This window comes from Bradyrhizobium sp. McL0615 (assembly GCF_049993905.1).
GTDB lineage: Bacteria > Pseudomonadota > Alphaproteobacteria > Rhizobiales > Xanthobacteraceae > Bradyrhizobium.
Genome location: NZ_CP188254.1, coordinates 7,779,990 through 7,802,025 on the forward strand (window position 1 = coordinate 7,779,990; position 22,036 = coordinate 7,802,025).

The 22,036-nt window shown below is 64.0% G+C and carries 23 protein-coding genes and 1 pseudogene; 20 read left to right on the forward strand and 4 right to left on the reverse strand.

The window, feature by feature from the left end; translation table 11 throughout:
- Window positions 1-99: 99 nt before the first annotated feature.
- The 9 genes from pgsA (at window position 100) to ACPPVP_RS37495 (ending at window position 8,127) form a co-directional block, all read left to right on the forward strand.
- On the forward strand, window positions 100-714 hold the full coding sequence (pgsA, locus tag ACPPVP_RS37455; RefSeq protein ID WP_426528556.1) for a CDP-diacylglycerol--glycerol-3-phosphate 3-phosphatidyltransferase: 615 nt from the start codon (window positions 100-102) through the stop codon (window positions 712-714).
- The gene (gene moaD / locus ACPPVP_RS37460; RefSeq protein ID WP_426528557.1) at window positions 711-962 is read left to right on the forward strand and encodes a molybdopterin converting factor subunit 1; all 252 of its coding nucleotides are present in this window, start codon (window positions 711-713) and stop codon (window positions 960-962) included. The genes pgsA and moaD overlap by 4 nt, the downstream gene beginning before the upstream one ends.
- A 68-nt stretch (window positions 963-1,030) precedes the next feature.
- Window positions 1,031-1,498, forward strand: coding sequence for a molybdenum cofactor biosynthesis protein MoaE (locus ACPPVP_RS37465; RefSeq protein ID WP_426528558.1), 468 nt, complete (start codon window positions 1,031-1,033; stop codon window positions 1,496-1,498).
- Window positions 1,498-2,463 carry a 50S ribosomal protein L3 N(5)-glutamine methyltransferase gene (prmB, locus tag ACPPVP_RS37470; RefSeq protein WP_426528559.1) on the forward strand — a complete coding sequence of 322 codons (966 nt, stop codon included), beginning with the start codon at window positions 1,498-1,500 and terminating at the stop codon, window positions 2,461-2,463. Before ACPPVP_RS37465 ends, prmB begins: the two co-directional genes overlap by 1 nt.
- A 103-nt stretch (window positions 2,464-2,566) precedes the next feature.
- A complete protein-coding gene (locus ACPPVP_RS37475; protein WP_426528560.1) occupies window positions 2,567-3,913 on the forward strand; it encodes an aspartate aminotransferase family protein in 1,347 nt (448 codons plus the stop codon).
- Window positions 3,914-3,998: 85 nt separating this feature from the next.
- Complete coding sequence (locus ACPPVP_RS37480) at window positions 3,999-4,580, forward strand: phage holin family protein (RefSeq protein WP_426528561.1); 582 nt, start codon at window positions 3,999-4,001, stop codon at window positions 4,578-4,580.
- Window positions 4,581-4,615: 35 nt separating this feature from the next.
- Entirely contained in the window at window positions 4,616-5,665 is a 1,050-nt protein-coding gene (locus ACPPVP_RS37485) for a YihY/virulence factor BrkB family protein (protein WP_426528562.1), read from the forward strand.
- 131 nt (window positions 5,666-5,796) lie between these two features.
- Window positions 5,797-7,257: an EAL domain-containing protein gene (locus tag ACPPVP_RS37490; RefSeq protein WP_426528563.1), complete on the forward strand. Its 1,461-nt coding sequence runs from the start codon at window positions 5,797-5,799 to the stop codon at window positions 7,255-7,257.
- Window positions 7,258-7,272: 15 nt separating this feature from the next.
- Window positions 7,273-8,127, forward strand: coding sequence for a TIGR01459 family HAD-type hydrolase (locus ACPPVP_RS37495; RefSeq protein WP_426528564.1), 855 nt, complete (start codon window positions 7,273-7,275; stop codon window positions 8,125-8,127).
- 139 nt (window positions 8,128-8,266) lie between these two features.
- On the opposite strand, the gene ACPPVP_RS37500 is transcribed toward ACPPVP_RS37495, so the two are convergent.
- Window positions 8,267-8,662, reverse strand: a complete 396-nt coding sequence (locus ACPPVP_RS37500) for a response regulator (protein WP_057835874.1) — start codon at window positions 8,660-8,662, stop codon at window positions 8,267-8,269.
- A gap of 238 nt (window positions 8,663-8,900) precedes the next feature.
- On the opposite strand from ACPPVP_RS37500, the gene ACPPVP_RS37505 reads away from it, so the two are divergent.
- From ACPPVP_RS37505 to arfB, 8 genes and pseudogenes are all read left to right on the forward strand, one after another.
- Window positions 8,901-9,872 carry a bifunctional riboflavin kinase/FAD synthetase gene (locus tag ACPPVP_RS37505; RefSeq protein ID WP_426528565.1) on the forward strand — a complete coding sequence of 324 codons (972 nt, stop codon included), beginning with the start codon at window positions 8,901-8,903 and terminating at the stop codon, window positions 9,870-9,872.
- Window positions 9,869-10,420: a sugar O-acetyltransferase gene (locus ACPPVP_RS37510; protein WP_426528566.1), complete on the forward strand. Its 552-nt coding sequence runs from the start codon at window positions 9,869-9,871 to the stop codon at window positions 10,418-10,420. The genes ACPPVP_RS37505 and ACPPVP_RS37510 overlap by 4 nt, the downstream gene beginning before the upstream one ends.
- Window positions 10,421-10,614: 194 nt before the next feature.
- Window positions 10,615-13,599 (forward strand): annotated as a pseudogene (gene ileS, locus ACPPVP_RS37515) (isoleucine--tRNA ligase); the annotation flags it as partial.
- Window positions 13,600-14,154: 555 nt separating this feature from the next.
- Window positions 14,155-14,670: a signal peptidase II gene (gene lspA, locus ACPPVP_RS37520; protein WP_426528567.1), complete on the forward strand. Its 516-nt coding sequence runs from the start codon at window positions 14,155-14,157 to the stop codon at window positions 14,668-14,670.
- 91 nt (window positions 14,671-14,761) lie between these two features.
- The gene (locus ACPPVP_RS37525) at window positions 14,762-15,475 is read left to right on the forward strand and encodes a hypothetical protein (RefSeq protein ID WP_426528568.1); all 714 of its coding nucleotides are present in this window, start codon (window positions 14,762-14,764) and stop codon (window positions 15,473-15,475) included.
- A gap of 180 nt (window positions 15,476-15,655) precedes the next feature.
- Window positions 15,656-17,044, forward strand: coding sequence for a M16 family metallopeptidase (locus ACPPVP_RS37530; protein ID WP_426528569.1), 1,389 nt, complete (start codon window positions 15,656-15,658; stop codon window positions 17,042-17,044).
- A gap of 11 nt (window positions 17,045-17,055) precedes the next feature.
- Window positions 17,056-18,411 (forward strand): M16 family metallopeptidase, encoded by a 1,356-nt coding sequence (locus ACPPVP_RS37535; protein WP_426538267.1) that lies wholly within the window; start codon window positions 17,056-17,058, stop codon window positions 18,409-18,411.
- A 152-nt stretch (window positions 18,412-18,563) separates the two neighbouring features.
- Window positions 18,564-18,983, forward strand: a complete 420-nt coding sequence (gene arfB, locus ACPPVP_RS37540; protein ID WP_426528570.1) for an alternative ribosome rescue aminoacyl-tRNA hydrolase ArfB — start codon at window positions 18,564-18,566, stop codon at window positions 18,981-18,983.
- Between the two features lie 75 nt (window positions 18,984-19,058).
- Here the strand turns inward: arfB and ACPPVP_RS37545 are convergent, their stop codons facing one another.
- From ACPPVP_RS37545 to ACPPVP_RS37555, 3 genes are all read right to left on the reverse strand, one after another.
- Window positions 19,059-19,592 carry an RNA polymerase sigma factor gene (locus ACPPVP_RS37545; RefSeq protein ID WP_426528571.1) on the reverse strand — a complete coding sequence of 178 codons (534 nt, stop codon included), beginning with the start codon at window positions 19,590-19,592 and terminating at the stop codon, window positions 19,059-19,061.
- Entirely contained in the window at window positions 19,589-19,813 is a 225-nt protein-coding gene (locus tag ACPPVP_RS37550; protein WP_426528572.1) for a YgaP family membrane protein, read from the reverse strand. The genes ACPPVP_RS37545 and ACPPVP_RS37550 overlap by 4 nt, the downstream gene beginning before the upstream one ends.
- 182 nt (window positions 19,814-19,995) lie before the next feature.
- A complete protein-coding gene (locus ACPPVP_RS37555) occupies window positions 19,996-20,286 on the reverse strand; it encodes a hypothetical protein (protein ID WP_426528573.1) in 291 nt (96 codons plus the stop codon).
- 420 nt (window positions 20,287-20,706) lie between these two features.
- Here ACPPVP_RS37555 and ACPPVP_RS37560 point away from each other — a divergent pair, with 420 nt between their 5' ends.
- The 3 genes from ACPPVP_RS37560 to ACPPVP_RS37570 are packed head-to-tail and all read left to right on the forward strand — an operon-like array spanning window position 20,707 to window position 22,005.
- Window positions 20,707-21,027, forward strand: a complete 321-nt coding sequence (locus ACPPVP_RS37560) for a c-type cytochrome (protein WP_426538269.1) — start codon at window positions 20,707-20,709, stop codon at window positions 21,025-21,027.
- The gene (locus ACPPVP_RS37565; protein ID WP_426528574.1) at window positions 21,028-21,423 is read left to right on the forward strand and encodes a VOC family protein; all 396 of its coding nucleotides are present in this window, start codon (window positions 21,028-21,030) and stop codon (window positions 21,421-21,423) included.
- A gap of 33 nt (window positions 21,424-21,456) precedes the next feature.
- The gene (locus ACPPVP_RS37570; RefSeq protein ID WP_426528575.1) at window positions 21,457-22,005 is read left to right on the forward strand and encodes a gluconate 2-dehydrogenase subunit 3 family protein; all 549 of its coding nucleotides are present in this window, start codon (window positions 21,457-21,459) and stop codon (window positions 22,003-22,005) included.
- The last annotated feature ends 31 nt before the right edge of the window (window positions 22,006-22,036 follow it).

Genomic DNA, 22,036 nt, shown 5'->3' on the forward strand with positions numbered 1-22,036 from the left:
TTCGGGTCGAAAGGCATGTGTCATTTGGACGTCGCCTCCGGCAGATGATCTAGGGTCCGCACGGTTGACCTTCACGCTCCAGCGGTATTGGTAAGACGGATGAACATCGCAACAACGAGGGGACAGCCCAAGAGCCTGTCCTTGCCGAATATCCTGACCTACGCCCGTATTGCCGCCATTCCGGTGGTTGTCGGCTGCGTTTTCGCCCAGTCCATCCTGGACGGCCCGCTGTGGCTGCGCTGGGTGGCGCTGGCCGTCTTTATCGCCGCGGGGGTGACCGATTACCTCGACGGCTACTATGCGCGAATCTGGGATCAGCAATCCGCCTTTGGCCGGATGCTCGATCCGATCGCCGACAAACTCCTGGTGGCGTCCTGCCTGTTGATGCTGGCGGCCGACAACTCGATCCACGGCTGGACCCTGTGGGCCGCCATCGTGATCTTGTGCCGCGAAATCCTGGTCTCGGGCTTGCGGGAATATCTGGCGGCCTTGCGGGTCAGCGTCCCCGTGACCAAGCTGGCGAAATGGAAGACCACGATCCAGCTGGTCGCGATCGGCTTCCTGATCGCCGGCGAGGCGGGGGAGCAGATCCTGCCCGCGACCACCCTGATCGGGATCGCGCTGTTGTGGATGTCGGCGCTCTTCACGATCTACACCGGCTGGGATTATTTCCGCGCCGGCATCCATCACCTCATCAAGGAGGATGAGGGATGAGGGTCAAATATTTCGCCTGGGTACGCGAGCGGGTCGGCGTCGCGGAGGAAACCGTCGAGCCGCCGGCCGACGTGCGCACGGTGAACGATTTGATCGGCTGGTTGTCCGGCCGCGGCGAGGCTTATGCCTACGCCTTCGAAAAGCCGAAGGTGATCCGCGCCGCGATCGACCACACCCATGTCAAGCCGGACGCTGCAATCGCCGGCGCACGCGAGATTGCGTTCTTCCCGCCGATGACCGGCGGTTGACAAAGCGTTTTCGAGCGAAGTGGGTACCGGTTCGCGTGAAGAAAACGCGTCAAACAAAAGATGATCACATGGCTGTCACGGCGACCATTCGCATTCAGCAAGCGGATTTCGACGTCGCGCAAGAAATCGCGGCGCTGAGCAAAGACCGTACCGATGTGGGCGCCGTCGTCACGTTCAGCGGCATCTGCCGTGGCAGCGAGAACGGCGAACCGATTGCCGCGCTGACGCTGGAGCATTATCCCGGCATGGCCGAAGCCGAGATCGGGCGCCATGCCGACGAGGCGCTGTCGCGCTGGCCGTTGCAGGGCCTCACCATCATTCACCGTTTCGGCCGCATCGCGCCGGGCGAGAACATCGTCCTGGTCGTGACGGCGTCGTCGCATCGCCAGGCCGCGTTCGAGGCCGCGGACTTCCTGATGGACTACCTCAAGACCAACGCGCCGTTCTGGAAGCGCGAGGAAAGCGGAAAAGGCACCAGCTGGGTCGAGGCGCGCGACCATGATGATGCGGCCGCCGCGCGCTGGGCCAAACCCTGATGGCCAAACGTACCAAGCCGGCAGCCAAGCGCGGCCAGACCATCTCGAAACTTCCAAAAGTCGGCGCGGGCGAATTACTGACGCTGCTCGATTTCGTCCGCTACGCCGTCAGCCGTTTCACGGAAGCCGAGTTGGTATTCGCGCATGGCACCACCGATCCCGTTGCCGAGGCCGCCTTCCTGGTCTGCGAGGCGCTGCATCTGCACCCTGACCAGTTCGAGGCGTTCGCCACCGCGCGCGTCACCGCTGCTGAGGGCAAGAAGATCCTCGACCTGATCGTGCGGCGTGTCACGACGCGAAAGCCCGCAGCCTACCTCGTCAACAAGATCTACATGCGCGGCCTGCCGTTCTATGTCGACGAGCGCACCATCGTGCCACGCTCGTTCATCGGCGAACTGCTGGAGCAGCATTTCGGCGGCGACGGCGATGAGGAGGCCGGCTCGCTGATCTCGGACCCCGGCATGGTCGAAAGCGTGCTCGACCTCTGCACCGGTTCGGGCTGTCTTGCCATCCTGGCCAGCCGGAATTTTCCGAATGCCGAAATCGACGCTGTGGATATTTCAAAGGACGCACTGGAAGTCGCCGCGCGCAATGTCCGGGATTATGGGCTAACGAACAGGCTCACGCTGTACCGCGGAGATCTGTTCCAGCCGCTGAACGGCAAGCGCTACGACTTGATCATTTCCAATCCGCCCTATGTCGACGCGGAAGGCATGGCCGACCTGCCGAGCGAATGCCGCGCTGAGCCGAAGCTTGCTTTCGACGGCGGCGCCGACGGGCTCGACATCATCAGCCGCATCCTCGACGAAGCCGAAGCGCACCTGACGCCGCAAGGCGGTCTGTTATGCGAGATCGGGCGCTGCCGTCCGCAACTCGAGGCCGCCTATCCACAACTGCCGCTGCTCTGGCTCGACACCGAGGATTCCGAGGGCGAAGTGTTCTGGATCGCCGCCGCCGATCTCTGATCCGGCCTATTGCGCGGAAATATCACGGCCCGTTGACGTTCCTGTTTGGCGGCGAAGCTGATATTTTGGGGCAAATCCGTTTCAAACCGAAAAGAGGCCGCCCATGCTGGACAAGAGCCCCCGCCCCAATTCCGTCAACGTGCCGAACGATCTCGCCGCGCACTGGATGCCGTTCACTGCGAACCGGGCGTTCAAGAAAAACCCGCGGATGCTCGCCGCCGCCAAGGACATGCACTACTTCACCGTCGACGGCCGCAAGATCATCGACGGCGCCTCGGGCATGTGGTGCACCAATGCCGGCCACGGCCGCACCCAGATTTCGTCGGCGATCGCCAAGCAGGCCGAGGCGCTGGACTATGCGCCGCCGTTCCAGTTCGGCATTCCGCAGGCCTTCGAACTCGCCAGCCGCATCGCGGAACTGGCGCCGGCAGGCCTCGACCACGTGTTCTTCTGCAATTCCGGCTCGGAAGCGGCTGATACGGCGCTCAAGATCGCGCTGGCCTATCACCAGATCAACGGCCACGGCAGCCGCATCCGCCTGATCGGCCGTGAGCGCGGCTATCACGGTGTCGGTTTCGGCGGCACTTCCGTCGGCGGCATCGTCGGCAACCGAAAGATGTTCGGCTCACTGCTGACCGGCGTCGATCATTTGCCGGCGACTTACGATCGCGACAAGCAGGCCTTCAGCAAGGGCGAGCCGGAATATGGCGCGCATTTCGCCGACGAACTCGAACGCATCGTCAATTTGCACGGCGCCAACACTGTCGCGGCCGTGATCGTCGAGCCGATGGCGGGATCGACCGGCGTGCTGCCGGCGCCGAAGGGCTATCTCAAGCGGCTGCGCGAGATCACCCAGAAGCACGGCATCCTGTTGATCTTCGACGAGGTCATCACCGGCTACGGCCGGCTCGGCTTCGCCTTTGCCGCCGAACGCTATGGCGTGGTGCCCGACATGCTGACCTTCGCCAAGGGCATCACCAATGGCGCCGCGCCGATGGGCGGCGTGCTGGTGCGCGACACCATCCATGACGCCTTCATGAGCGGACCGGAACATGCGGTCGAACTGGCGCATGGCTACACTTATTCAGCCCATCCACTGGCCTGCGCGGCGGGTCTCGCTACGCTCGACATCTACCGCGACGAGAAGCTGTTCGAGCGCGCTAACAAGCTGGAGCCGAAATTTGCCGACGCGGTGATGTCGCTGCGCAGCGAGCCCGGCGTGGTGGATATCCGCACCGTCGGCCTGACCGCCGGCATCGATCTCGCACCGATCGCGGATGCGCCAGGCAAGCGTGGCTTCGCCGGGCTCAACAGCGCCTTCCACGACAATGATTTGATGGTGCGGGTAGCGGGCGACACCCTGGTGCTGACCCCGCCGCTGATCATCACCGAAGACCAGATCGGCGAGGTCATCGAAAAGGTCACCAAGGTGATCCGCGCGACGGCGTAAGCGCGTTCAGGAACATTCGAAACAACGAAGCGTTCATTCCAGCGACGGAGGCGATCATGCCTCTGCCGGTGGAGGATGGCGAAAGATGCTCGCGCCCGCGAATAGCCTGCTGCGCGCCGGGATCGGACTGAAGCTCAGCCAGATCAAGATAGCGACGCGGTCATATCTGCGCGACCGGACCGATCAGGCGACCGGGACCATGGCGTCCTATGCGATCGCCGCTGCGCTGTTCGCCACGGCGGGCGTTTTCCTGATCGCCGCTTGCCTCGTCGGGACCGTGGCGCTGTATCGCTGGATTGCGATCCACTACGGACAGTTTTGGGCGTTCGGCGCGATCGGCGCGCTACTGGTGACGATTGCTGCCATCTGTGCCGGTCTGGCCATGGCCAGATTGAAGCGACCGCCACCGCACTTTCCAACGCTCACCAGCCGGCTTCGCGTGGCGATCAAGGCCAATCCGCTCGAACGGCACCAGATCGAAGCCGCGCGAGATACCGCGGCCTCCATCCTGCTGTCGCCTGCGGCGCCACCGTCCCAAGCTCGGGCGCGGCGATCACGGCCGGCGCAGAACAGCAGGAACATTCAGGCCGGCCTGATCGTGATGGTGACGCTGCTGGGTTGGGCGGCCACGCGGCGGCGATCGCACGCGCGCCAAACGGGCGCGTGATGCCGCGCGCCCGATCTGAGGATAATCTTCTTCTGATGGCGGCCACCGCCATTCTCATCCTGACGGCGCAGCATTTTTTTCAGCCCGGTGCGCGAGCTGGGTCGGCAAGTTCGGCCGCCGCGCCCGCCGGCTCCCTGCCACACGAGCACTCCGCGCGATCCAACGACCCTCCCGCGGTCCGGCGCCCGAATTGGAAAACCACCCTGTGGCGCATCTACGAGCGTTCCAACGATGACCGTTTGCTTGCCACCGCCGCAGGCGTCGTGTTCTTCGGACTGCTTGCGGTGTTCCCGGCTGTGACGGCGCTGGTCTCCTCCTACGGCCTGTTCACCGATCCCGTAACCATTGGGGCCAACCTGCAAACGCTGGCAATGATGCTGCCCGAGGGCTCGTTCCAGATCGTGCAGGACCAGATTGCCCGGGTGCTCGCCAAGGGCCCCGCCGCGCTCGGCGGAACATTCCTGTTCGGCCTTGCCCTCGCCCTCTGGAGCGCCAATGCCGGCGTCAAGGCGATCATCGACGCGCTCAACGTCGTCCATGAGGTGCGGGAAACGCGCAGCTTCATCCGGCTCAACCTGCTGTCGTTGGCGTTGACGACCGGCGGTATCGCGGCCCTGCTGCTGATGGTGAGCGCGGTGGTGGCCTTTCCGCTGGCGTTCAATCACATCGGCCTCAGTTCAGAGGGCCGCCTCATCCTGGGTCTGGCCCGCTGGCCGTTGTTGTTTGTGATCCTGCTCGTCGCGCTGAGCGTGCTGTACCGGTTTGGACCGGACAGGCCTGCGGCGCGGTGGGAGTGGACGGGCGCCGGCACGCTCGCCGCGGCGCTGCTCTGGATCGCCGGCTCGGCCGCGTTGTCCTGGTATCTCTCGAATTTCGGCAACTACAACGCGACCTACGGCTCGCTGGGCGCCGCCATCGGCCTGATGGTGTGGATGTGGATGTCGGCCACGATCGTGCTGTTCGGGGCCGAGCTCAATTCGGAAATCGAGCGTCAGACCGCGGCCGGCGGCGCACGTCCCTCGGTGCCGGTACAGCCGTTGCGCGCCACCGCTTCGGCCGGAGCGATCAGTTCCGACCGTGCCTAAAGAACACTAGCTCGGCGAATCAACATTGATGCTAAGGTTGCGCCGCTCGGGGAGCGCGAGGCGGACCGTGCCTGAAACCTCCGTGTTTTCCCGGGTGAATACAGTTCCGACCTGAGGGCGTAGCGCGCGACATGATTCGCATTTCGACGATTTTCATCGCCATCTGCATGGTGCTGGTCGCAGCCTCCCTCGGCCTCGTCCTGCATGCGGTGGCCGGCTTCAGCGGCACCGAATCCGCGATCGTGGCGCTCACCGCGCTGACCTTCCTGATCCTCTACAATGCCGTGTCGATGCGGCTGCGCGATCGCTCCGACGTCGGCGGCCAGATCGCCGATCTTTCCCGCGGCACCGCCGACCTCGCCCGTCAGGTCGCCGAATTCGGCCGCCGGCTCGCCGCGGTCGAAGGCCGGGTGGTGTCGGCGAATTCGGCAAGCTCCGACCGCATCCAGGCCGTCCTCGGCGAGATCAACGAGCTCGGCGGGCTGGTCAAGCAGCTGGCCGTCTCGGTGGCGAGCCATGAGGATCTCCTGGCCTCGGGCGCGGCGGCCGCGCCCCCTGCCTCGTCGGGCAGGCCGCATTCCGAACCGCCGGAACAACCGGCGATCGCCCCGGAGCAAGCGGCGTATCCTGTCAGGGCCGCGCCGGTTGCCGCCGCCAGGCCGGCGCCTTCAGCGGAGGCCGCTTCGCCCTCGCGCAGCCAGCCGCAGCTGCTTGCTGCGGTGAAGAATGCGGTCGAGGAAAGCCGGCTCGATATCTACCTGCAGCCGATGGTGACGCTGCCGCAGCGCAAGGTGCGCTTCTACGAGGCGGTGACGCGACTGCGCGACGAGAAGGACCAGATACTCGCCGCCGATGATTTCATTCCCACCGCCGAAGCCGGCGGGCTGATCGGCAAGATCGATCACATGGTGATGCTGCGCTGTATCCAGGTGTTGCGCCGCCTGATGGTGCGCAACAAGGACGTCGGCGTGTTCTGCAACGTCTCGGCGGCGACGCTCAGCAATCCCGCCAATTTCGCGCAATGCCTCGACTTCCTCGAGGCCAACCGGGCGCTGGCGCCGTCCTTCGTACTCGAATTCAAGCAGGCGACGTTCCGCCACCTCGGCCCGACCGAAATCGAGCATCTCGCCGCATTGTCGCAGCGCGGTTACCGCTTCTCGATCGATCACGTCACCGACCTGCGGATCGAGCCGCGCGACCTCGCCGACCGCGGCGTCCGTTTCATCAAGGTGCCGGCGGCATTGCTGCTCGATCCCAAACAGAGTTCGACCTCGGATATCCACCCGTCCGATCTTTCCGACCTGCTTGGCCGCTTCGGCATCGACCTGATCGCCGAAAAGATCGAGGGCGAGCGGGCGGTGGTGGACCTGCTCGACTACGACGTGCGGTTTGGCCAGGGTTTTCTGTTTGCGCCGCCGCGACCGTTGCGGCCCGAGGGGGCATCTGCTACCGGCGGGGCGACAGCGAACAAGGACTCCGGCACCCCCAATGGCTCCAGCAGCACCGTTCCCATCGCCGGCCCGGCCGCGGAGCCCGCGATGCGGGCAACCGGCAATGCCGCCCTGGCGCGCCGTGCCGCAGGACCCGGCTAACAGGCTTCCCAACGCATGACCTCATTGCATTTTGCGGAGAGGCTGAGCGACCTCGTCGACGGCGTAGAGGTCATCCTCTCGGACATCTGGGGCGTGGTGCACAACGGGCTGGAGTCGTTTCCCGAAGCCTGCGAGGCGCTGCACACCTATCGCCAGCGCGGCGGCACCGTCATCCTGATCACCAACGCGCCGCGGCCGGCCGATTCCGTGCAGCGTCAGTTGCGCAAGCTCGGCGTTGCCGACGAAACCTACGACGCCATCGTCAGTTCCGGCGACCTGACCCGGAATTTCGTCGCCGACCACCCCGGCAAGAAGATCTTCTGGATCGGTCCGGAGCGGGACTCCTCGATCCATCGCGGGCTCGACGCCGTCATGGCGCCGCTGGAGCAGGCCGATTACATCATCTGCACCGGCCTGTTCGACGACGAGACCGAATCGGCGGAAGACTATCGCGCGATGATGCTGCAGGCGCGCGAGCACAAGCTGCCGCTGATTTGCGCCAACCCCGACATCGTCGTCGAACGCGGCGATCGGTTGATCTATTGCGCGGGCGCGATCGCCGAGCTCTATCGCGAACTCGGCGGCGAAGCGATCTTCTATGGCAAGCCGCACCGGCCGATCTATGAACGCGCCATGGCGCTCGCCACCGAGCGCCGCGGCCGGCCGACCTCGCTCGACCGCGTGCTGGCGATCGGGGATTCGGTACGTACCGACCTCACCGGCGCGCTCGGTTTCGGAATCGACTGTCTTTTCCTCACCCGCGGCATCCATTCCGAGGAATTCGAGGGCCTGGACCAGCTCGATCCGGCGTCGGTGAAAGAGCTGTTCGGCCATCCGCCGCGCGCGCTGATGCGGGAGCTGCGCTGGTAGCCGCCAGCGAGACCGTCGCGACGAGCGGCAGCGTTATGAAAACCCAGACTGATAAGTCTGTTGAAGTTCTTCATTTGAAAACACAAATGCCCGGGACAAAGCCCGGGCATGACAAATCAATTTATGATGGTGCCGGCGTTTACGCCGTCGCCATGTCCGGGAAGACCGCCTCGATCTTGGTCTTCAGCGTCGCCGCGTTGAACGGCTTGACGATGTAATTGTTCACGCCGGCCTTCTTGGCGGCGATCACGTTCTCGGTTTTGGATTCCGCCGTGATCATGATGAAGGGCGTGGTGGCCAGATTGGGGTCGGCGCGGACTTCCTTGAGCAGGTCGTAACCGGTCATCGGCTCCATGTTCCAGTCGGAAATCACGAGCCCGTATTTCTTGCCGCGCATCTTGTTCAGCGCCGCCGAGCCGTCGCTGGCATCGTCGATGTTGTCGAAGCCGAGCTGCTTCAGAAGATTTCGGATGATGCGGATCATGGTGCTGTAGTCATCGACCACCAGTACCGGCATGGACAAATCAACCGCCATCTTTTCCCCCACTCAACGCTCACGCAACAAACTATCGGCAGGCCTGCGCGATCCGCAGTCCTCCCCCAAGCAGTAGCAGCAGCCGTTAAACAGCGCGTTAATCGGGAAACGCCGGATTGCATCCGTTTTGGTCCGACCCGTCCGGCTTGACTTCGATGGGGGCGCCGCGTCACGGTCCGGCCTGCGCCAAGACCCGAGAATCTCTGAAAATCCCTGAAGAATCCGCAGAATCCCTGAAATGACCACTGCTTTTACCGTTATCCGAGACACCACGCCTGCCGCCGAGATCCCCCGGGGGGCCGTGGTCGCCATGGGCAATTTCGACGGCGTCCATCTGGGGCACCGGGCCGTGATCGACGCGGCCTTACGGATGGGCCGCGCCCACGGCAAGCCGGCGTTCGCCGTTACCTTCGAGCCGCATCCGCGCAGCTTTTTCAGCCCGAACAGCCCGCAATTCCGTCTCTCCGACGAGGCCAACAAGCTGCGGCTGCTGGCCGGAACCGGGCTGGACGGTGCCGTGGTGATGACCTTCGACAAGACCCGCGCCGGAACCTCGGCGCAAGATTTCATTCACCATGACCTGATCAAGCGCCTCGGCATCAGCGGCATTGCGGTCGGCTACGACTTTCATTTCGGCAAGGGCCGTGCCGGCTCGCCGAGCCTCCTGGTCAGCGAGGGGCCGCGGCTCGGCATCGAGGTCGACGTCCAGGCCCATGTCGATATCGAGGAGCGGCCGGTGTCCTCCAGCGCGATCCGCATGGCGCTGGCAGAGGGCCAGATCGACGAAGCCACCGCCATGCTGGGCGGGCCGTGGTTCGTCAGCGGCGAGGTGATCCATGGCGAGAAGCGCGGCCGCGATCTCGGCTACCCCACCGCCAATATCCGCCTCGACAAGAATTGCAGCCTCAAGCACGGCATCTATGCGGTGCGGGTCGGCCGCGGCACCGAGCGTTTCGATGCGGTGGCAAGCTTCGGTCGCCGTCCAACCTTCGACAACGGCGCGCCGCTGCTCGAAGTATTCCTGTTCGACTTCAAGGGCGACCTCTATCGCACCGTGCTTGACGTCGCCTTCATTCGTTTCATCCGTGACGAGCTGAAATTCGACACCATCGAAGCGTTGATACGCCAGATGGATGACGACAGCGCAAAGGCGCGCGCGGCACTGGCCGCGGCGCCGGACGCCTTTCCGAGGCTCGGAGCGATCGGTTGAACAAAACTGAAAAGCAGAAAATGCTCGCGGGCGAACTGTATCGCACCGACGAGGAACTCGGCGCCGAACAGGCCGCCGCCAAGGCGTGGATGGTGCGGTACAATGCGGCGCTGGCATCGCCGGTGGCCGAGCGGCATACCCTGCTCCGCGAACGGCTCGCCCGCGTCGGCAAGGGCGCCGTCATCCGTCCGCCTTTCCACTGCGACTATGGCTACAACATCAGTCTCGGCGACGGCGTCTTTCTCAACTTCAATTGCATCATCCTCGACGTGGTGGAGGTTGTGATCGGCAACGGCACCCAAATCGGGCCGGCCGTGCAAATCTACACCGCGGACCACCCGCGCGACGCCGAAACGCGAAAGACCGGCCTGGAGTTCGGCCGCCCCGTGCGAATCGGCAGCGACGTCTGGATCGGCGGCGGCGCCATCATCCTGCCCGGCGTCACGATCGGCGACGGCGCGGTGATCGGCGCCGGCAGCGTGGTCACGCGGGATGTCGCAGCGGGCGTCACCGTTGCCGGAAATCCGGCCCGGCCGCGGCAGGTCTGATACGGCCGTCTCCAGCCTTTGCGCTTCTGCCCTCCCCCTGCTATGGAAAGCCCCCATGTTTGCGCGGCGCACCATCAGCATTAGCGGCCCGGCTTCCGCCTGAGCGTTCAGCTCGGCGCAAGACCGGGATTTTCGTGTTCACCCGCTATTCCCCAGCGCCTCTCGCGCCGTCTTCGAGCCAAACCAGAGCGTTCATGTCCCAAAATCCGCAAAAGTCCGAAGCTGCCGACTATTCCAAGACACTGTTCCTGCCGCAGACGGAATTCCCGATGCGCGCCGGCCTGCCGCAGCGCGAGCCGGAAATCCTCAAATACTGGAATGAGATCGACCTCTACGAAAAGCTGCGCCAGGACGCCGCCGGCCGCGCCAAATTCGTGCTGCATGACGGCCCGCCCTACGCCAACGGCAACATCCATATCGGCCACGCCCTGAACAAGATCCTCAAGGACGTCGTCACCAAGAGCCAGCAGATGCTGGGCTTCGATTCCAACTACGTGCCGGGCTGGGACTGCCACGGCCTGCCGATCGAATGGAAGATCGAGGAAGAGAACTACCGCTCCAAGGGCAAGCCGAAGCCGGATTTCCGCGATTCCACCGCGATGGTGGCGTTCCGGAAAGAATGCCGCGCCTATGCAACACACTGGCTCAACGTGCAGCGCGAGGAGTTCAAGCGGCTCGGCATCATCGGCGACTGGGATCATCCCTATGCCACCATGAGCTATCCGGCCGAGGCGCAGATCGCGCGCGAGCTGATGAAGTTCGCCTCCAACGGCACGCTCTATCGCGGCTCCAAGCCCGTGATGTGGAGCGTGGTCGAGAAGACCGCGCTGGCGGAGGCCGAGGTCGAGTACGAGGACTACACCTCCGACATGGTGTGGGTGAAATTTCCGGTCACCTCGCCGGCGCATGGCGTGCTGGCCGAGGCGTGCGTGGTGATCTGGACCACCACGCCGTGGACGCTGCCCGGCAACCGCGCCATCTCGTTCTCGCCGAAGATCGCCTATGGCCTCTACAAGGTCACCGATGCGCCCGCTGACAATTGGGCAAAGACCGGCGATCTCCTGATCCTCGCCGATGCCCTCGCAGCAGAAGTGTTCAAGCAGGCGCGCGTCACCGCCTATGAGAAGGTGCGCGATCTGCCGGGCGACACGCTAGACGCGGTGGAATGCGCCCATCCGTTGCGAGGCTTCGGCGGCGGCTACGAATTCACGGTGCCGCTGTTGCCCGGCGACCACGTCACCGACGACACCGGCACCGGCTTCGTGCATACCGCGCCGGGCCACGGCCGCGAAGACTTCGACGTCTGGATGGCGAACGCGCGTGATCTGGATGCCCGTGGCATCAACACCGCCATCCCCTACACCGTCGACGAGAACGGCGCCTATACCGACCACGCGCCAGGCTTTACCGGCAAACGCGTGATCAACGACAAGGGCGAGAAGGGCGACGCCAACGAGGCCGTGATCAAGGCGCTGGTCGAGGCCGGCAGGCTTCTGGCGCGCGGCCGGCTCAAGCATCAATATCCGCATTCCTGGCGCTCGAAGAAGCCGGTGATCTTCCGCAACACGCCGCAATGGTTCATCGCGATGGACAAGGACATCGCGGACAAAGGCAGTTCGAAGGCCGACGATACCTTGCGCGACCGTGCACTGCGCGCGATCTCGGTGACGCAATGGGTGCCTGAGTCGGGCCGGAATCGTATCAACGGCATGATCGACAGCAAGCCCGACTGGGTGATCTCGCGACAGCGCGCCTGGGGCGTGCCGATCGCGGTGTTCGTGCGCGAGAAGGGCGACGGCTCAGCCGAGATCTTGCAGGACGCTGATGTCAACAAGCGCATCGCTGACGCGTTTGAAGAGGAAGGCGCCGACGCCTGGTACATGGAAGGCGCGCGCGAACGCTTCCTCGGCTCGCTTGCCAACGAGGAATGGAAGAAAGTCGACGACATCTGCGACGTCTGGTTCGATTCCGGCTCGACGCACGCCTTCGTGCTGGAAGATGCCGTGCATTTCCCCGGCCTCGCCGGCATCAAGCGCACGGTCGATGGTGGTCGGGATACCGTGATGTATCTCGAAGGGTCCGACCAGCACCGCGGCTGGTTCCAGTCCTCACTGCTGGAAAGCTGTGGCACCCGCGGACGTGCGCCGTTCGATATCGTGCTCACCCACGGCTTCACGCTGGACGAGAACGGCCGCAAGATGTCGAAATCGGTCGGCAACACCGTCGAGCCGCAGAAGGTGATGAAGGATTCGGGCGCCGATATTCTCCGCCTCTGGGTCTGCGCCACCGACTATGCCGACGACCAGCGCATCGGGCCGGAGATCCTCAAGAACACCATCGAGACCTATCGCAAGCTGCGCAACTCGATCCGCTGGATGCTCGGCACGCTGCATCATTTCGATCCGGCCGACGCGGTCGCGCATGCCGACATGCCCGAGCTGGAACGCTTGATGCTGCACGAGCTGGCGAAACGCGCCGCGATCGTGCACCAGGCCTATGCCGAGTTCGACTACAAGACGGTCGTCGCGACGCTGGCGGCGTTCATGAACACCGAACTGTCGGCGTTCTATTTCGACATCCGCAAGGACGCGCTGTATTGCGATCCGCCGTCCTCGGTCACGCGCAAGGCGGCGCTGACAGCGATCGACATCATCTGCGATGCGATCCTGCGCTGGCTGGCGCCGGTGCTCAGCTTCACCTGCGAAGAAGCATGGCGGATGCACAATCCGAATGCCGAACCGTCGGTGCATCTCACGCTGTTTCCGGAAGGGTTCGAGAATTTCAGCGACGACGCGCTCGCCGCCAAGTGGGAAACCATCCGCGACGTCCGCCGCGTCGTCACCGGTGCGCTTGAACTCGAACGTGCCGCCAAGAACATCGGGTCCTCGCTGGAGGCGTCGCCTTTGGTCTATGTGTCGGACACGAACATCTTCACCACGCTGTTCGACATCGATCTGGCCGAAGTCTGCATCACCTCGAATGCGATGGCGACCAACGACGCCGCGCCGGCCGGTGCGTTCACGCTCGCCGACGTTCCAAACGTCGCTGTCGTGGTCGAGAAGGCCGTGGGCACCAAATGCGCCCGGTCGTGGAAGATCCTGCCCACTGTCGGCGAAGACGCCGAATATCCCGACGTCTCGCCGCGCGATGCGCAAGCCTTGCGCGAATGGAAAGCGCTTGCCCGGGGCGAGAAGCCGGTTGGTGCGGTCGAAGTGCCCGCCGCGCCTGTCGGGTTGATCGAGACGCAACGCGTCGAACAAGCGCAGCCATCAAACGAAACGCCTGCGCAGGCCGCATCGGAAAACGTGACGGCTGCCAAACCCGACAAGAAGATCAGAGCCACGAAGACTTCAGAAGGCACGGAGCCTGAGCAAGCCAAGCGTCCCGTTAAAGCCAATAAGGTCGCAGCGGCCAAGAAGGCCGTCGAAGCCGAGAAGACCGTCGAAGCCAGGAAGTCCAATACCAAGAAGCCCGATACCGAGAAGCCTAAGCCCAATAAGGCCAAAGCCAAAAAGGCCAAAGCCAAGAAAGCTACAGCTAAGAAAGCCGTAGCCAAGAAAACCAAGGCCAAGAAGGCGGCCAAATCGAAGAAAGCTTCTGCGGCAGCGAAGGGGACCAAGAAGGTGGCTGCAAAGACGGCAGCCAAGAAGGCAAGCAAGAAAAAAGCGGCCAAGACGCCGAGAAGCAAGCCACCGGCGACCAAGGCAAAGAAGAAGAAAAAGAAGGCCAGATAAGTGTCTGGCCTCGAACGTCCGCGAACGCCTCACCTCCGCGCCGGCATCGTTGCCGCTGTCGCGACGCTGGTGCTCGATCAGGCCTCGAAGTTGTGGCTGCTCTACGTGTTCGACCTCGGCAAGGACGCCGTCAGGGTCACGCCGTTCTTCGATCTGGTGCTGGCCTGGAATGTCGGGATCAGCTTTGGCTGGTTCCAGACCGACAACCAGCTCGCCCAGCTAGCCCTGATGGCGATCAAGGCGATTGCCGTGATCGTGCTGGGGATCTGGATGGCGCGCTCCAGCACGCTCGTGGCGACGCTGGCGCTCGGCCTGATCATCGGCGGTGCGGCTGGCAACGGCATCGACCGCTTCCTGCACGGCGCGGTGGTCGATTTCGCCCTGTTCCATATCGAGATCGGGGGAAAAACCTTCAATTGGTACGTGTTTAACCTGGCCGATGTGGCCATTGTTGCCGGGGTAGCGGGCCTATTGTATGACTCGTTCCTGGGGGTACCCGCCGCAAAAGCGCCCTGATCCCGGCCGATACGGACCGCTGCGGTACGGAGCCAGTTCGCCCCCAAGCCGGCCCCCGCGTGTTGCAGAAATGATGAATGGGAACAGCGCGATGCGCGAGACCGACGCCCGCTTCTGGATGCTGCAGAATACCTCGCTGAGCCGGGCCCTGCGGCTTGCCGCCGTTACCCTCGGCATTGGCCTCGTGATGGCCGCCGGGCCGGTGCGCGCGGCCGACGACGAAGACGAAGATGACAAGACCTTCGAGGAAAAGATCATCGAAGGCATCATGCGCGGCATCGGCGGCACCAACATGGAAAACCGCGGCATCGAGTACCGCGAACGCTCCCCCCTGGTGGTCCCTCCCAAGCTCGACCTGCCCCCGCCGGCCGGGACTGCGGCTGAAGTGAAGGCGCCGAACTGGCCAAAGGATCCCGACGAGCAGCGCCGGAAGGCAGCCGTCGCGGCACGCAAGAAAGAGAACAAGGATCCGCGCGAGCAGGCCCGCATCCTGACGCCGGCCGAACTCGCGGTGGGTAAGACCGCGGCGACCGCGCGCAAGGACAACGATCCGGTGCAGCCCGGCACCTCGAACAACAATCCGATCCTGAGCCCGTCGCAGCTCGGCTATAGCGGCGGCTTCAGCGGCCTGTTCGGCGGCAACAAGAGCGAGACGGCCACGTTCAAGGAAGAGCCGACGCGGGATTCGCTGACCCAGCCGCCGCCCGGCTACCAGACGCCGTCGCCGAACTTTGCCTATGGCACCGGGCCGAAGGAATCGCTCAACAAGGAATACAACCCTGCCAAGGGCAAGTATGGCGAATAGTTAAGCATGGCGATTAGTTAAGCTGATCTCTCGCCTTCGTGACGATTGTTGGTACCGGCGCGGTGTACGATGCCGCAGCTTGATCCCGAACGGTTTTGTCGGGTTACTTCTAACGTTTGCGCGAATTCCCGTCGCAGGGCCGGTCACCGGTTTTGCGGCATGCGCGCCAGATAGGTCATGATGTCCGCACACCGTTTTGCCGCTTCTCTCGCCGCAGTTCTCCTCACAACATTCGCATTTTCCGCCGGCAGCGCCTCCGCCCAGACCACGGTCACGTCGGAACGACCCGCCAGCTTCACGCTGGACAACGGCCTGCAGGTGGTCGTGATCCCGGATCACCGCACGCCCGTCGTCACGCAGATGATCTGGTACAAGGTCGGCTCCGCCGACGAGACGCCGGGCAAATCGGGACTCGCGCACTTCCTCGAACATCTGATGTTCAAGGGGACGGCCAAACATCCCGCCGGTGAATTCTCCCAGACCGTGCTGCGGATCGGCGGCAACGAGAACGCCTTCACCTCGCTCGACTACACCGGCTATTTCCAGCGCGTGCCGCGCGAGCATCTGGCGAAAATGATGGAGTTCGAGGCCGACCGCATGACCGGCCTCATCCTCAAGGATGAGAACGTACTGCCCGAGCGCGACGTCGTGCTGGAAGAGTTCAACATGCGCGTCGCCAACAATCCGGACGCGCGGTTGACCGAACAGATCATGGCAGCGCTGTATCTCAACCATCCCTATGGCCGGCCGATCATCGGCTGGCGCCAGGAGATCGAGAAGCTCGACCGCGAGGATGCATTGGCGTTCTACAAGCGCTTCTACGCGCCGAACAACGCGATCCTGGTGATCGCGGGCGACGTCGACGCCAAGGAAGTCCGCCCGATGGTGGAAAAGGCCTATGGCGGCATCCCGGCGCAGCCGGCAATATCAGCGCAGCGCATCCGTCCGCAGGAGCCGGTGCCCGCCGCGCCGCGCACGGTGACGCTGTCCGATCCGCGCGTCGAACAGACCGGCCTGCGGCGCTATTACCTCGTCCCCTCCTCCACGACGGCTGCAGCCAGCGAAGGCCCCGCGCTCGACGTGCTCGCGCAGTTGATGGGCGGCGGCTCCAACTCCTATCTCTACCGCGCGCTGGTGGTCGACCGTCAGCTCGCGATCAGCGCCGGCGCCGGTTACCAGGGTACCTCGCTCGATCCCTCGCAGTTCTCGATCTCGGTTTCGCCAAAGCCCGGCGTGGAGTTTTCGCAAGTCGAGCAGGCAATCGACGGCGTGATTGCGGACGTCATCAAAAATCCTGCCCGCGCCGAGGATCTCGAGCGGGTCAAGACCCAGTTGATTGCAGAGGCGATCTACGCCCAGGACAATCAGGCCACGCTGGCGCGCTGGTATGGCGGCGCGCTGACAACGGGGCTTTCCATCGACGACATCAGGAGCTGGCCGGACCGGATTCGCGCCGTTACGGCCGAACAGGTCCGCGACGCCGCACAGAAATGGCTTGAAAAGAACCGCTCGGTGACCGGCTATCTCATCAAGGACGCCACGCCGAAGCGCGAGGAGAAGCGATCGTGATCCGTCTTTCGATTGGCGCGAAGCGCCTCGCATCCGGCCTGATCGCCGGCGCCGTGCTGCTGTCGCTCGCAGCGAGCCCCTCACACGCCGCGGCAAAGATCCAGCGGCTGATCTCGCCTGGAGGCATCGAGGCCTGGTTCGTGCAGGACGCCACCGTGCCCCTGATTGCGATGGAATATGCCTTCAGCGGCGGCGCCGCCCAGGACCCATCAGACAAGTCCGGCGTCGGCAACATGGTCGCCGGCCTGCTCGACGAGGGCTCCGGCGATCTCGATTCCAAGACCTTTCACGAGCGCCTCGAGCGCCGCGCCATCGAACTGAGCTTCTCCTCGACCCGCGATACTTTCCGCGGCTCGCTCCGCATGCTCAAGGACAACAAGGACGAAGCTTTCGACCTGCTGCACCTGGCGCTGACCTCCCCGCATTTCGACGCCACCGACGTCGAGCGCATTCGCGCGCAGGTGCTCTCCGGGCTGCGCCGCGACACCACCAACCCGACCTCGCTGGCGAGCCGCAAATTCCTCGAAGTCGCCTTTGGCGATCATCCCTATGGCAGGCAGGGCAACGGCACGCTCGACGGCGTGCCGAAGATCGACGTCGCCGACATGAAGGATTATGTTCGCCGCGTGATTGCCAAGGATAGCTTGCGCATCGCCGTGGTCGGCGATGTCGATGCCGATACGCTCGGCAAGCTGCTGGACAAGACATTCGGCGCACTGCCGGCCAAGGGCAGCCTGACGGCGATCGCCGAGGTCGAAGCCACCAAGCCGCCGCAGCGAGCGTTCGTGCCGCTCGACGTGCCGCAGACCGTGGTGACGTTCGGCGGCCCCGGCGTTCGCCGCCACGATCCGAATTTCATGGCGGCCTATGTCGTGAACCACATCCTCGGCGGCGGCGGATTATCGTCGCGGCTCTACAAGGAAGTGCGCGAGAAGCGTGGCCTCGCCTATTCGGTCTATGAATCCCTGCTCTGGATGGATCGCTCCGCCCTGTTCATCGGCAACACCGGCACCCGCGCCGACCGCGCCGGCGAGACCGTCGACGCCATCGAGAAGGAAATCCGCCGCATCGCCGAGGAAGGCCCGACCCAGAAGGAACTGGACGAGGCCAAGTCCTACCTCAAGGGCTCGCAGATGCTGGCGCTCGATACCTCCTCGAAGCTCGCGCAGGCGCTGCTGCAGTACCAGCTCGACAAGCTGCCGATCGATTACATCGAAAAGCGCAACGCCATCGTCGACGCGGTGACGCTCGACGACGCCAAGAAGGCCGCGCAGCGGCTGTGGGGCCAGGGCCTGCTCACCGTCATCGTTGGCCGCGCCCCGCAGGCGGCCGCCCAGCCCGCCGCGGCGGCGCCGAAGGCGAACTAGGACCGGCACCATTCTTCGTCATGGCCGGGCTTTGTCCCGGCCATCCACGTTTTCTTTTTTTCAGACACTGGTAAGACGTGGATGCCCGGGACATCCGGCGCGAAGACGCGCTTCGCGCTATTGCCCGGGCATGACGACTACCGGTGAACGCCATGCTGCGGGTTTCCCGCGACCTCACGATTGACGAAAATGATATTGAGATCGGCTTCGTCCGCGCCTCCGGCCCGGGCGGGCAGAACGTCAACAAACTTTCGACCGCAGCCCAGCTCCGTTTCGACACGCGCAAGATCACGCTGCCGGAGGACGCAAGTCTGCGACTGAACCGGATTGCCGGCCAGCGCATGACCAAGGAAGGCGTGATCGTGATCCACGCCCAGCGCTTTCGCACCCAGGAGCGCAACCGCGCCGACGCCATCGATCGCCTGCTCGAAATACTGCGCGAAGCCATGGTCAGGCCGGTCCCGCGGCGCGCCACCAAGCCGACCTTCGGCTCGAAGCAGCGGCGGCTGGAAGGCAAGAAGCGCCGCAGCGACGTCAAGGCGAAGCGCAACATCGCGCGCTTCGACGATTGAGGGCTGCCGCCGATCTTTTGATCGACGCGTTTTCTTGACGCGAACCGGTATCCACTTCGCTTGAAAATGCTCCCCTCAATCCCGCACCAGATACTCCCGGATCATCAATCGCGCGCGGTGAATGCGCGCCTTGACGCTTTCGCGCGTCAGCCCAAGAACACCCACGATTTCGTCGATCGACAATTCCTCGATATCGCGCAGCAGGATCACCTCGCGATAATGACCGGGCAGCGACTGGATGGCGCGGGACAGGTCGATGCGAATATCTTCGGGCGCGAGATGCGCCAGACGCGCCTCCGCCTCGTCGGCCGAAGCGTCGTCCGTTCCCGTCGACCGGCGCAGCAGGCGGAGACAGGCGCGGCGCGCCACCGCAAACAGCCATGCCGAAAACGACGTCACCGCGCGCAATGTGCCGAGGCGCCGGTACAGCAGCAACAGCGTTTCCTGAACCGCATCGTCGATATCGGCCGCGCGGCAATTGCGCGCAGCATAACGGCGGATGTCGGGCTGGGCGATCGCGATCAGCGAGACCAGCGCGTTCGTGTCGCCGCCGCGCGCAGCCTCGATCAGCGAGGGATCGCAGCGCCCTGCGCCCGCCCGTGTGATCATGGCGAAGGAAGCCTCCGGCCGACCATGGCGCACATCGGGCAAAAGCCGAAAAAGCCGGTCAGAATCGCGACTGCGCCGGTGCCCGCGATCACATAGCCGGCCATCGCACCGGGCATGCCAAGCAGCCCGCGCATGCCGAAAAGCCCGTACGCGATCATCACAACACCCCCGACCGACCGCATTACCCGCTCCCAGCCCGGCAAATTCTTGCGATAAAACATAACAGCTCCCTTTGGTTCAGTGAGAGAACTTCAACGCGTTCTCGTCAGATAGAGCCGTCCGGCCGGGCTTTCGGTTCGCGGAGCTCCGGCCAAAACACAAAAAAACTCCGGCCGCCCACGGCGACCGGAGTTCTGTTTGGAGTGCAACCCGATGGAGGACGCGGGCTTCCTCCAGACCGCGGTTACCGGCTGCTGGCCGGAGGGATGGCCGCGCCGCCCGTCACCTTGGGCGCGCCGCTGCCGGCGCCGACAGTGCCCTTCATGCCGGTCTTCGCGCCAGCCCTCTGGCTGGCCGCGCCTGCCGGCGCGCTGGCGTCCTCGTCGATGCTGCCCGCGGCGCCGCCCTTCATCTGGGTCTTGCCCTGCGCGCCGCCGCGGATCTGCGTGTCGGATGAGGCGCCTTGCGCCAATACCGGACCGGCAAGCAGAGCCGAGATGGCAACCGCGATCGCCGAGGTTTTCACTAGCTTCATCCAATTCTCCCAATTTCTGGTTGGCGATGAACGGCTCGGTGACGTCAGGCGCCGTTCGACACCCGAACATGCTCATCGCCGGATCAGTCGTTTCGCGAACGGCGCATTGGCCATGCAAGCCGCGCGATGTGGTGATCGTGCAGGGATTTCGGGGTCATTTTGCGAATCCTTGGCCATGGACCGACCGCATATGCGGCGACGGGAACTTCGCACCTGCGATCTGAAAATTGAGATCCGGCCTGAAGCACGCGGCCGCTTTTGTTCTGCCGTGAAACAGCCCGCTACTACCACCGCTGATTTTCCGCGACCTACAGTCTGTGAACGCCAACGGTGAAGCATATGACGAAGCTGCACACGCTACGGGCAATCGGGCTGGGACTTTGCGCCACGCTGCCTGTCGTCACGTTGGCCGGCGCACAGATGCCACTATCCGCCGCCAAGCCACCGGATGGTGCGACGCTGTTCAAGCAGCAATGCGCGACCTGCCATACCACCAACACCTCCGACCCGGCCCGCCAGGGGCCGTCGCTGTTCAAGATCGTCGGCAGGCCGGCGGGCAAGGCGGACGGCTTCCACTACTCCGCCGGTTTCGCCACGGCCGATTTCGTCTGGGACGACTCCAGGCTTGATGCCTACCTCGCCAATCCGCAGGCGATGGTCCCGGGCTCGATCATGGCCTACCGGCAGCCCAAACCGGAGAACCGCGCTGCCATCATCGCCTTTCTGAAGGAGCTGAACTGAATGGCAAAGCCCGTTCACTCGATGATCCGCGTGTTCGACGAGGCGAAGTCGCTGGACTTCTATGCGCGCGCCTTCGGGCTGGAGATCGCCGACCATCTCAAGTTTGCGGATTTCGCGCTGATCTATCTGCGTCATCCCTCCTCGCCGTTCGAGATCGAGCTGACCGTCAATTTCGATCGCAAGGAGCCCTATTCGCTGGGCGACGGCTACGGCCATCTCGCCGTCGTGGTCGATGATCTCGACGCCGAACACGCAAGGTTCACGCGCGAAGATCTCGCGCCCGGGCCGCTGCGCGACTTCAAGCATGACGGCAGGACACTGGCGCGCTTCTTTTTCGTCTCCGACCCCGATGGCTACAAGATCGAAGTGATTCAACGAGGTGGCCGCTTCGGTTAATCGCAACCAACAAGCATTTAATGGAGGACACCAATGAGAGAAGTCGATCGTCGAAGCAAATATGACCGTCGCGTCTTCCTGAAGGGCGCGGCCACGGCGGTGCCGACCGTCGCGATCGCGACCAGCGCGGGCCTTACTGTCAGCGACGCCTGGGCCGGCGACGCCACTACGCTGACACCGGCGACGCTCAAGACGCTGCTGAAGGTCGCGCGCGATATCTATCCGCACGACTTCCTCGGCGACAGTTACTACATTACCGCGATCCAGCCATGGGACGGCAAGGCGGCGAAAGACCCGGCCACAAAGTCGCTGATCACTGATGGCGTCGCGCGCCTCGATAAGGAAGCCAACGATCGCCACAAGACGCCTTACGCCCAGGTGGCGTGGGAAAACGATCGCGTCGCACTGCTGCAGCGCATCGAGACGACCGACTTCTTCCAGAAGGTCCGCGGCGACCTCATCGTCTCCCTCTATAACCAGAAAGAGCTCTGGCCGAAGTTCGGCTACGAAGGCTCCTCCGCCGAGCACGGCGGCTACATCAAGCGCGGCTTCGCCGACATCGATTGGCTCCCGAAGGCGTAAACAGCCGCGGTCAACGAACAGCAGGGAGGAA

Coding starts and splice junctions, on each gene's coding strand:
- ACPPVP_RS37490 (WP_426528563.1), top strand. CDS start 5,797: ATGATTCGCATTTCGACGATTTTCATCGCCATCTGCATGGTGCTGGTC.
- moaD (WP_426528557.1), top strand. CDS start 711: ATGAGGGTCAAATATTTCGCCTGGGTACGCGAGCGGGTCGGCGTCGCG.
- prmB (WP_426528559.1), top strand. CDS start 1,498: ATGGCCAAACGTACCAAGCCGGCAGCCAAGCGCGGCCAGACCATCTCG.
- ACPPVP_RS37500 (WP_057835874.1), bottom strand. CDS start 8,662: ATGGCGGTTGATTTGTCCATGCCGGTACTGGTGGTCGATGACTACAGC.
- ACPPVP_RS37475 (WP_426528560.1), top strand. CDS start 2,567: ATGCTGGACAAGAGCCCCCGCCCCAATTCCGTCAACGTGCCGAACGAT.
- ACPPVP_RS37485 (WP_426528562.1), top strand. CDS start 4,616: ATGGCGGCCACCGCCATTCTCATCCTGACGGCGCAGCATTTTTTTCAG.
- ACPPVP_RS37550 (WP_426528572.1), bottom strand. CDS start 19,813: ATGTTTTATCGCAAGAATTTGCCGGGCTGGGAGCGGGTAATGCGGTCG.
- ACPPVP_RS37560 (WP_426538269.1), top strand. CDS start 20,707: ATGCCACTATCCGCCGCCAAGCCACCGGATGGTGCGACGCTGTTCAAG.
- ACPPVP_RS37525 (WP_426528568.1), top strand. CDS start 14,762: ATGCGCGAGACCGACGCCCGCTTCTGGATGCTGCAGAATACCTCGCTG.
- ACPPVP_RS37545 (WP_426528571.1), bottom strand. CDS start 19,592: ATGATCACACGGGCGGGCGCAGGGCGCTGCGATCCCTCGCTGATCGAG.
- ACPPVP_RS37505 (WP_426528565.1), top strand. CDS start 8,901: ATGACCACTGCTTTTACCGTTATCCGAGACACCACGCCTGCCGCCGAG.
- ACPPVP_RS37495 (WP_426528564.1), top strand. CDS start 7,273: ATGACCTCATTGCATTTTGCGGAGAGGCTGAGCGACCTCGTCGACGGC.
- ACPPVP_RS37555 (WP_426528573.1), bottom strand. CDS start 20,286: ATGAAGCTAGTGAAAACCTCGGCGATCGCGGTTGCCATCTCGGCTCTG.
- arfB (WP_426528570.1), top strand. CDS start 18,564: ATGCTGCGGGTTTCCCGCGACCTCACGATTGACGAAAATGATATTGAG.
- ACPPVP_RS37480 (WP_426528561.1), top strand. CDS start 3,999: ATGCTCGCGCCCGCGAATAGCCTGCTGCGCGCCGGGATCGGACTGAAG.
- ACPPVP_RS37530 (WP_426528569.1), top strand. CDS start 15,656: ATGTCCGCACACCGTTTTGCCGCTTCTCTCGCCGCAGTTCTCCTCACA.
- ACPPVP_RS37570 (WP_426528575.1), top strand. CDS start 21,457: ATGAGAGAAGTCGATCGTCGAAGCAAATATGACCGTCGCGTCTTCCTG.
- ACPPVP_RS37565 (WP_426528574.1), top strand. CDS start 21,028: ATGGCAAAGCCCGTTCACTCGATGATCCGCGTGTTCGACGAGGCGAAG.
- ACPPVP_RS37465 (WP_426528558.1), top strand. CDS start 1,031: ATGGCTGTCACGGCGACCATTCGCATTCAGCAAGCGGATTTCGACGTC.
- pgsA (WP_426528556.1), top strand. CDS start 100: ATGAACATCGCAACAACGAGGGGACAGCCCAAGAGCCTGTCCTTGCCG.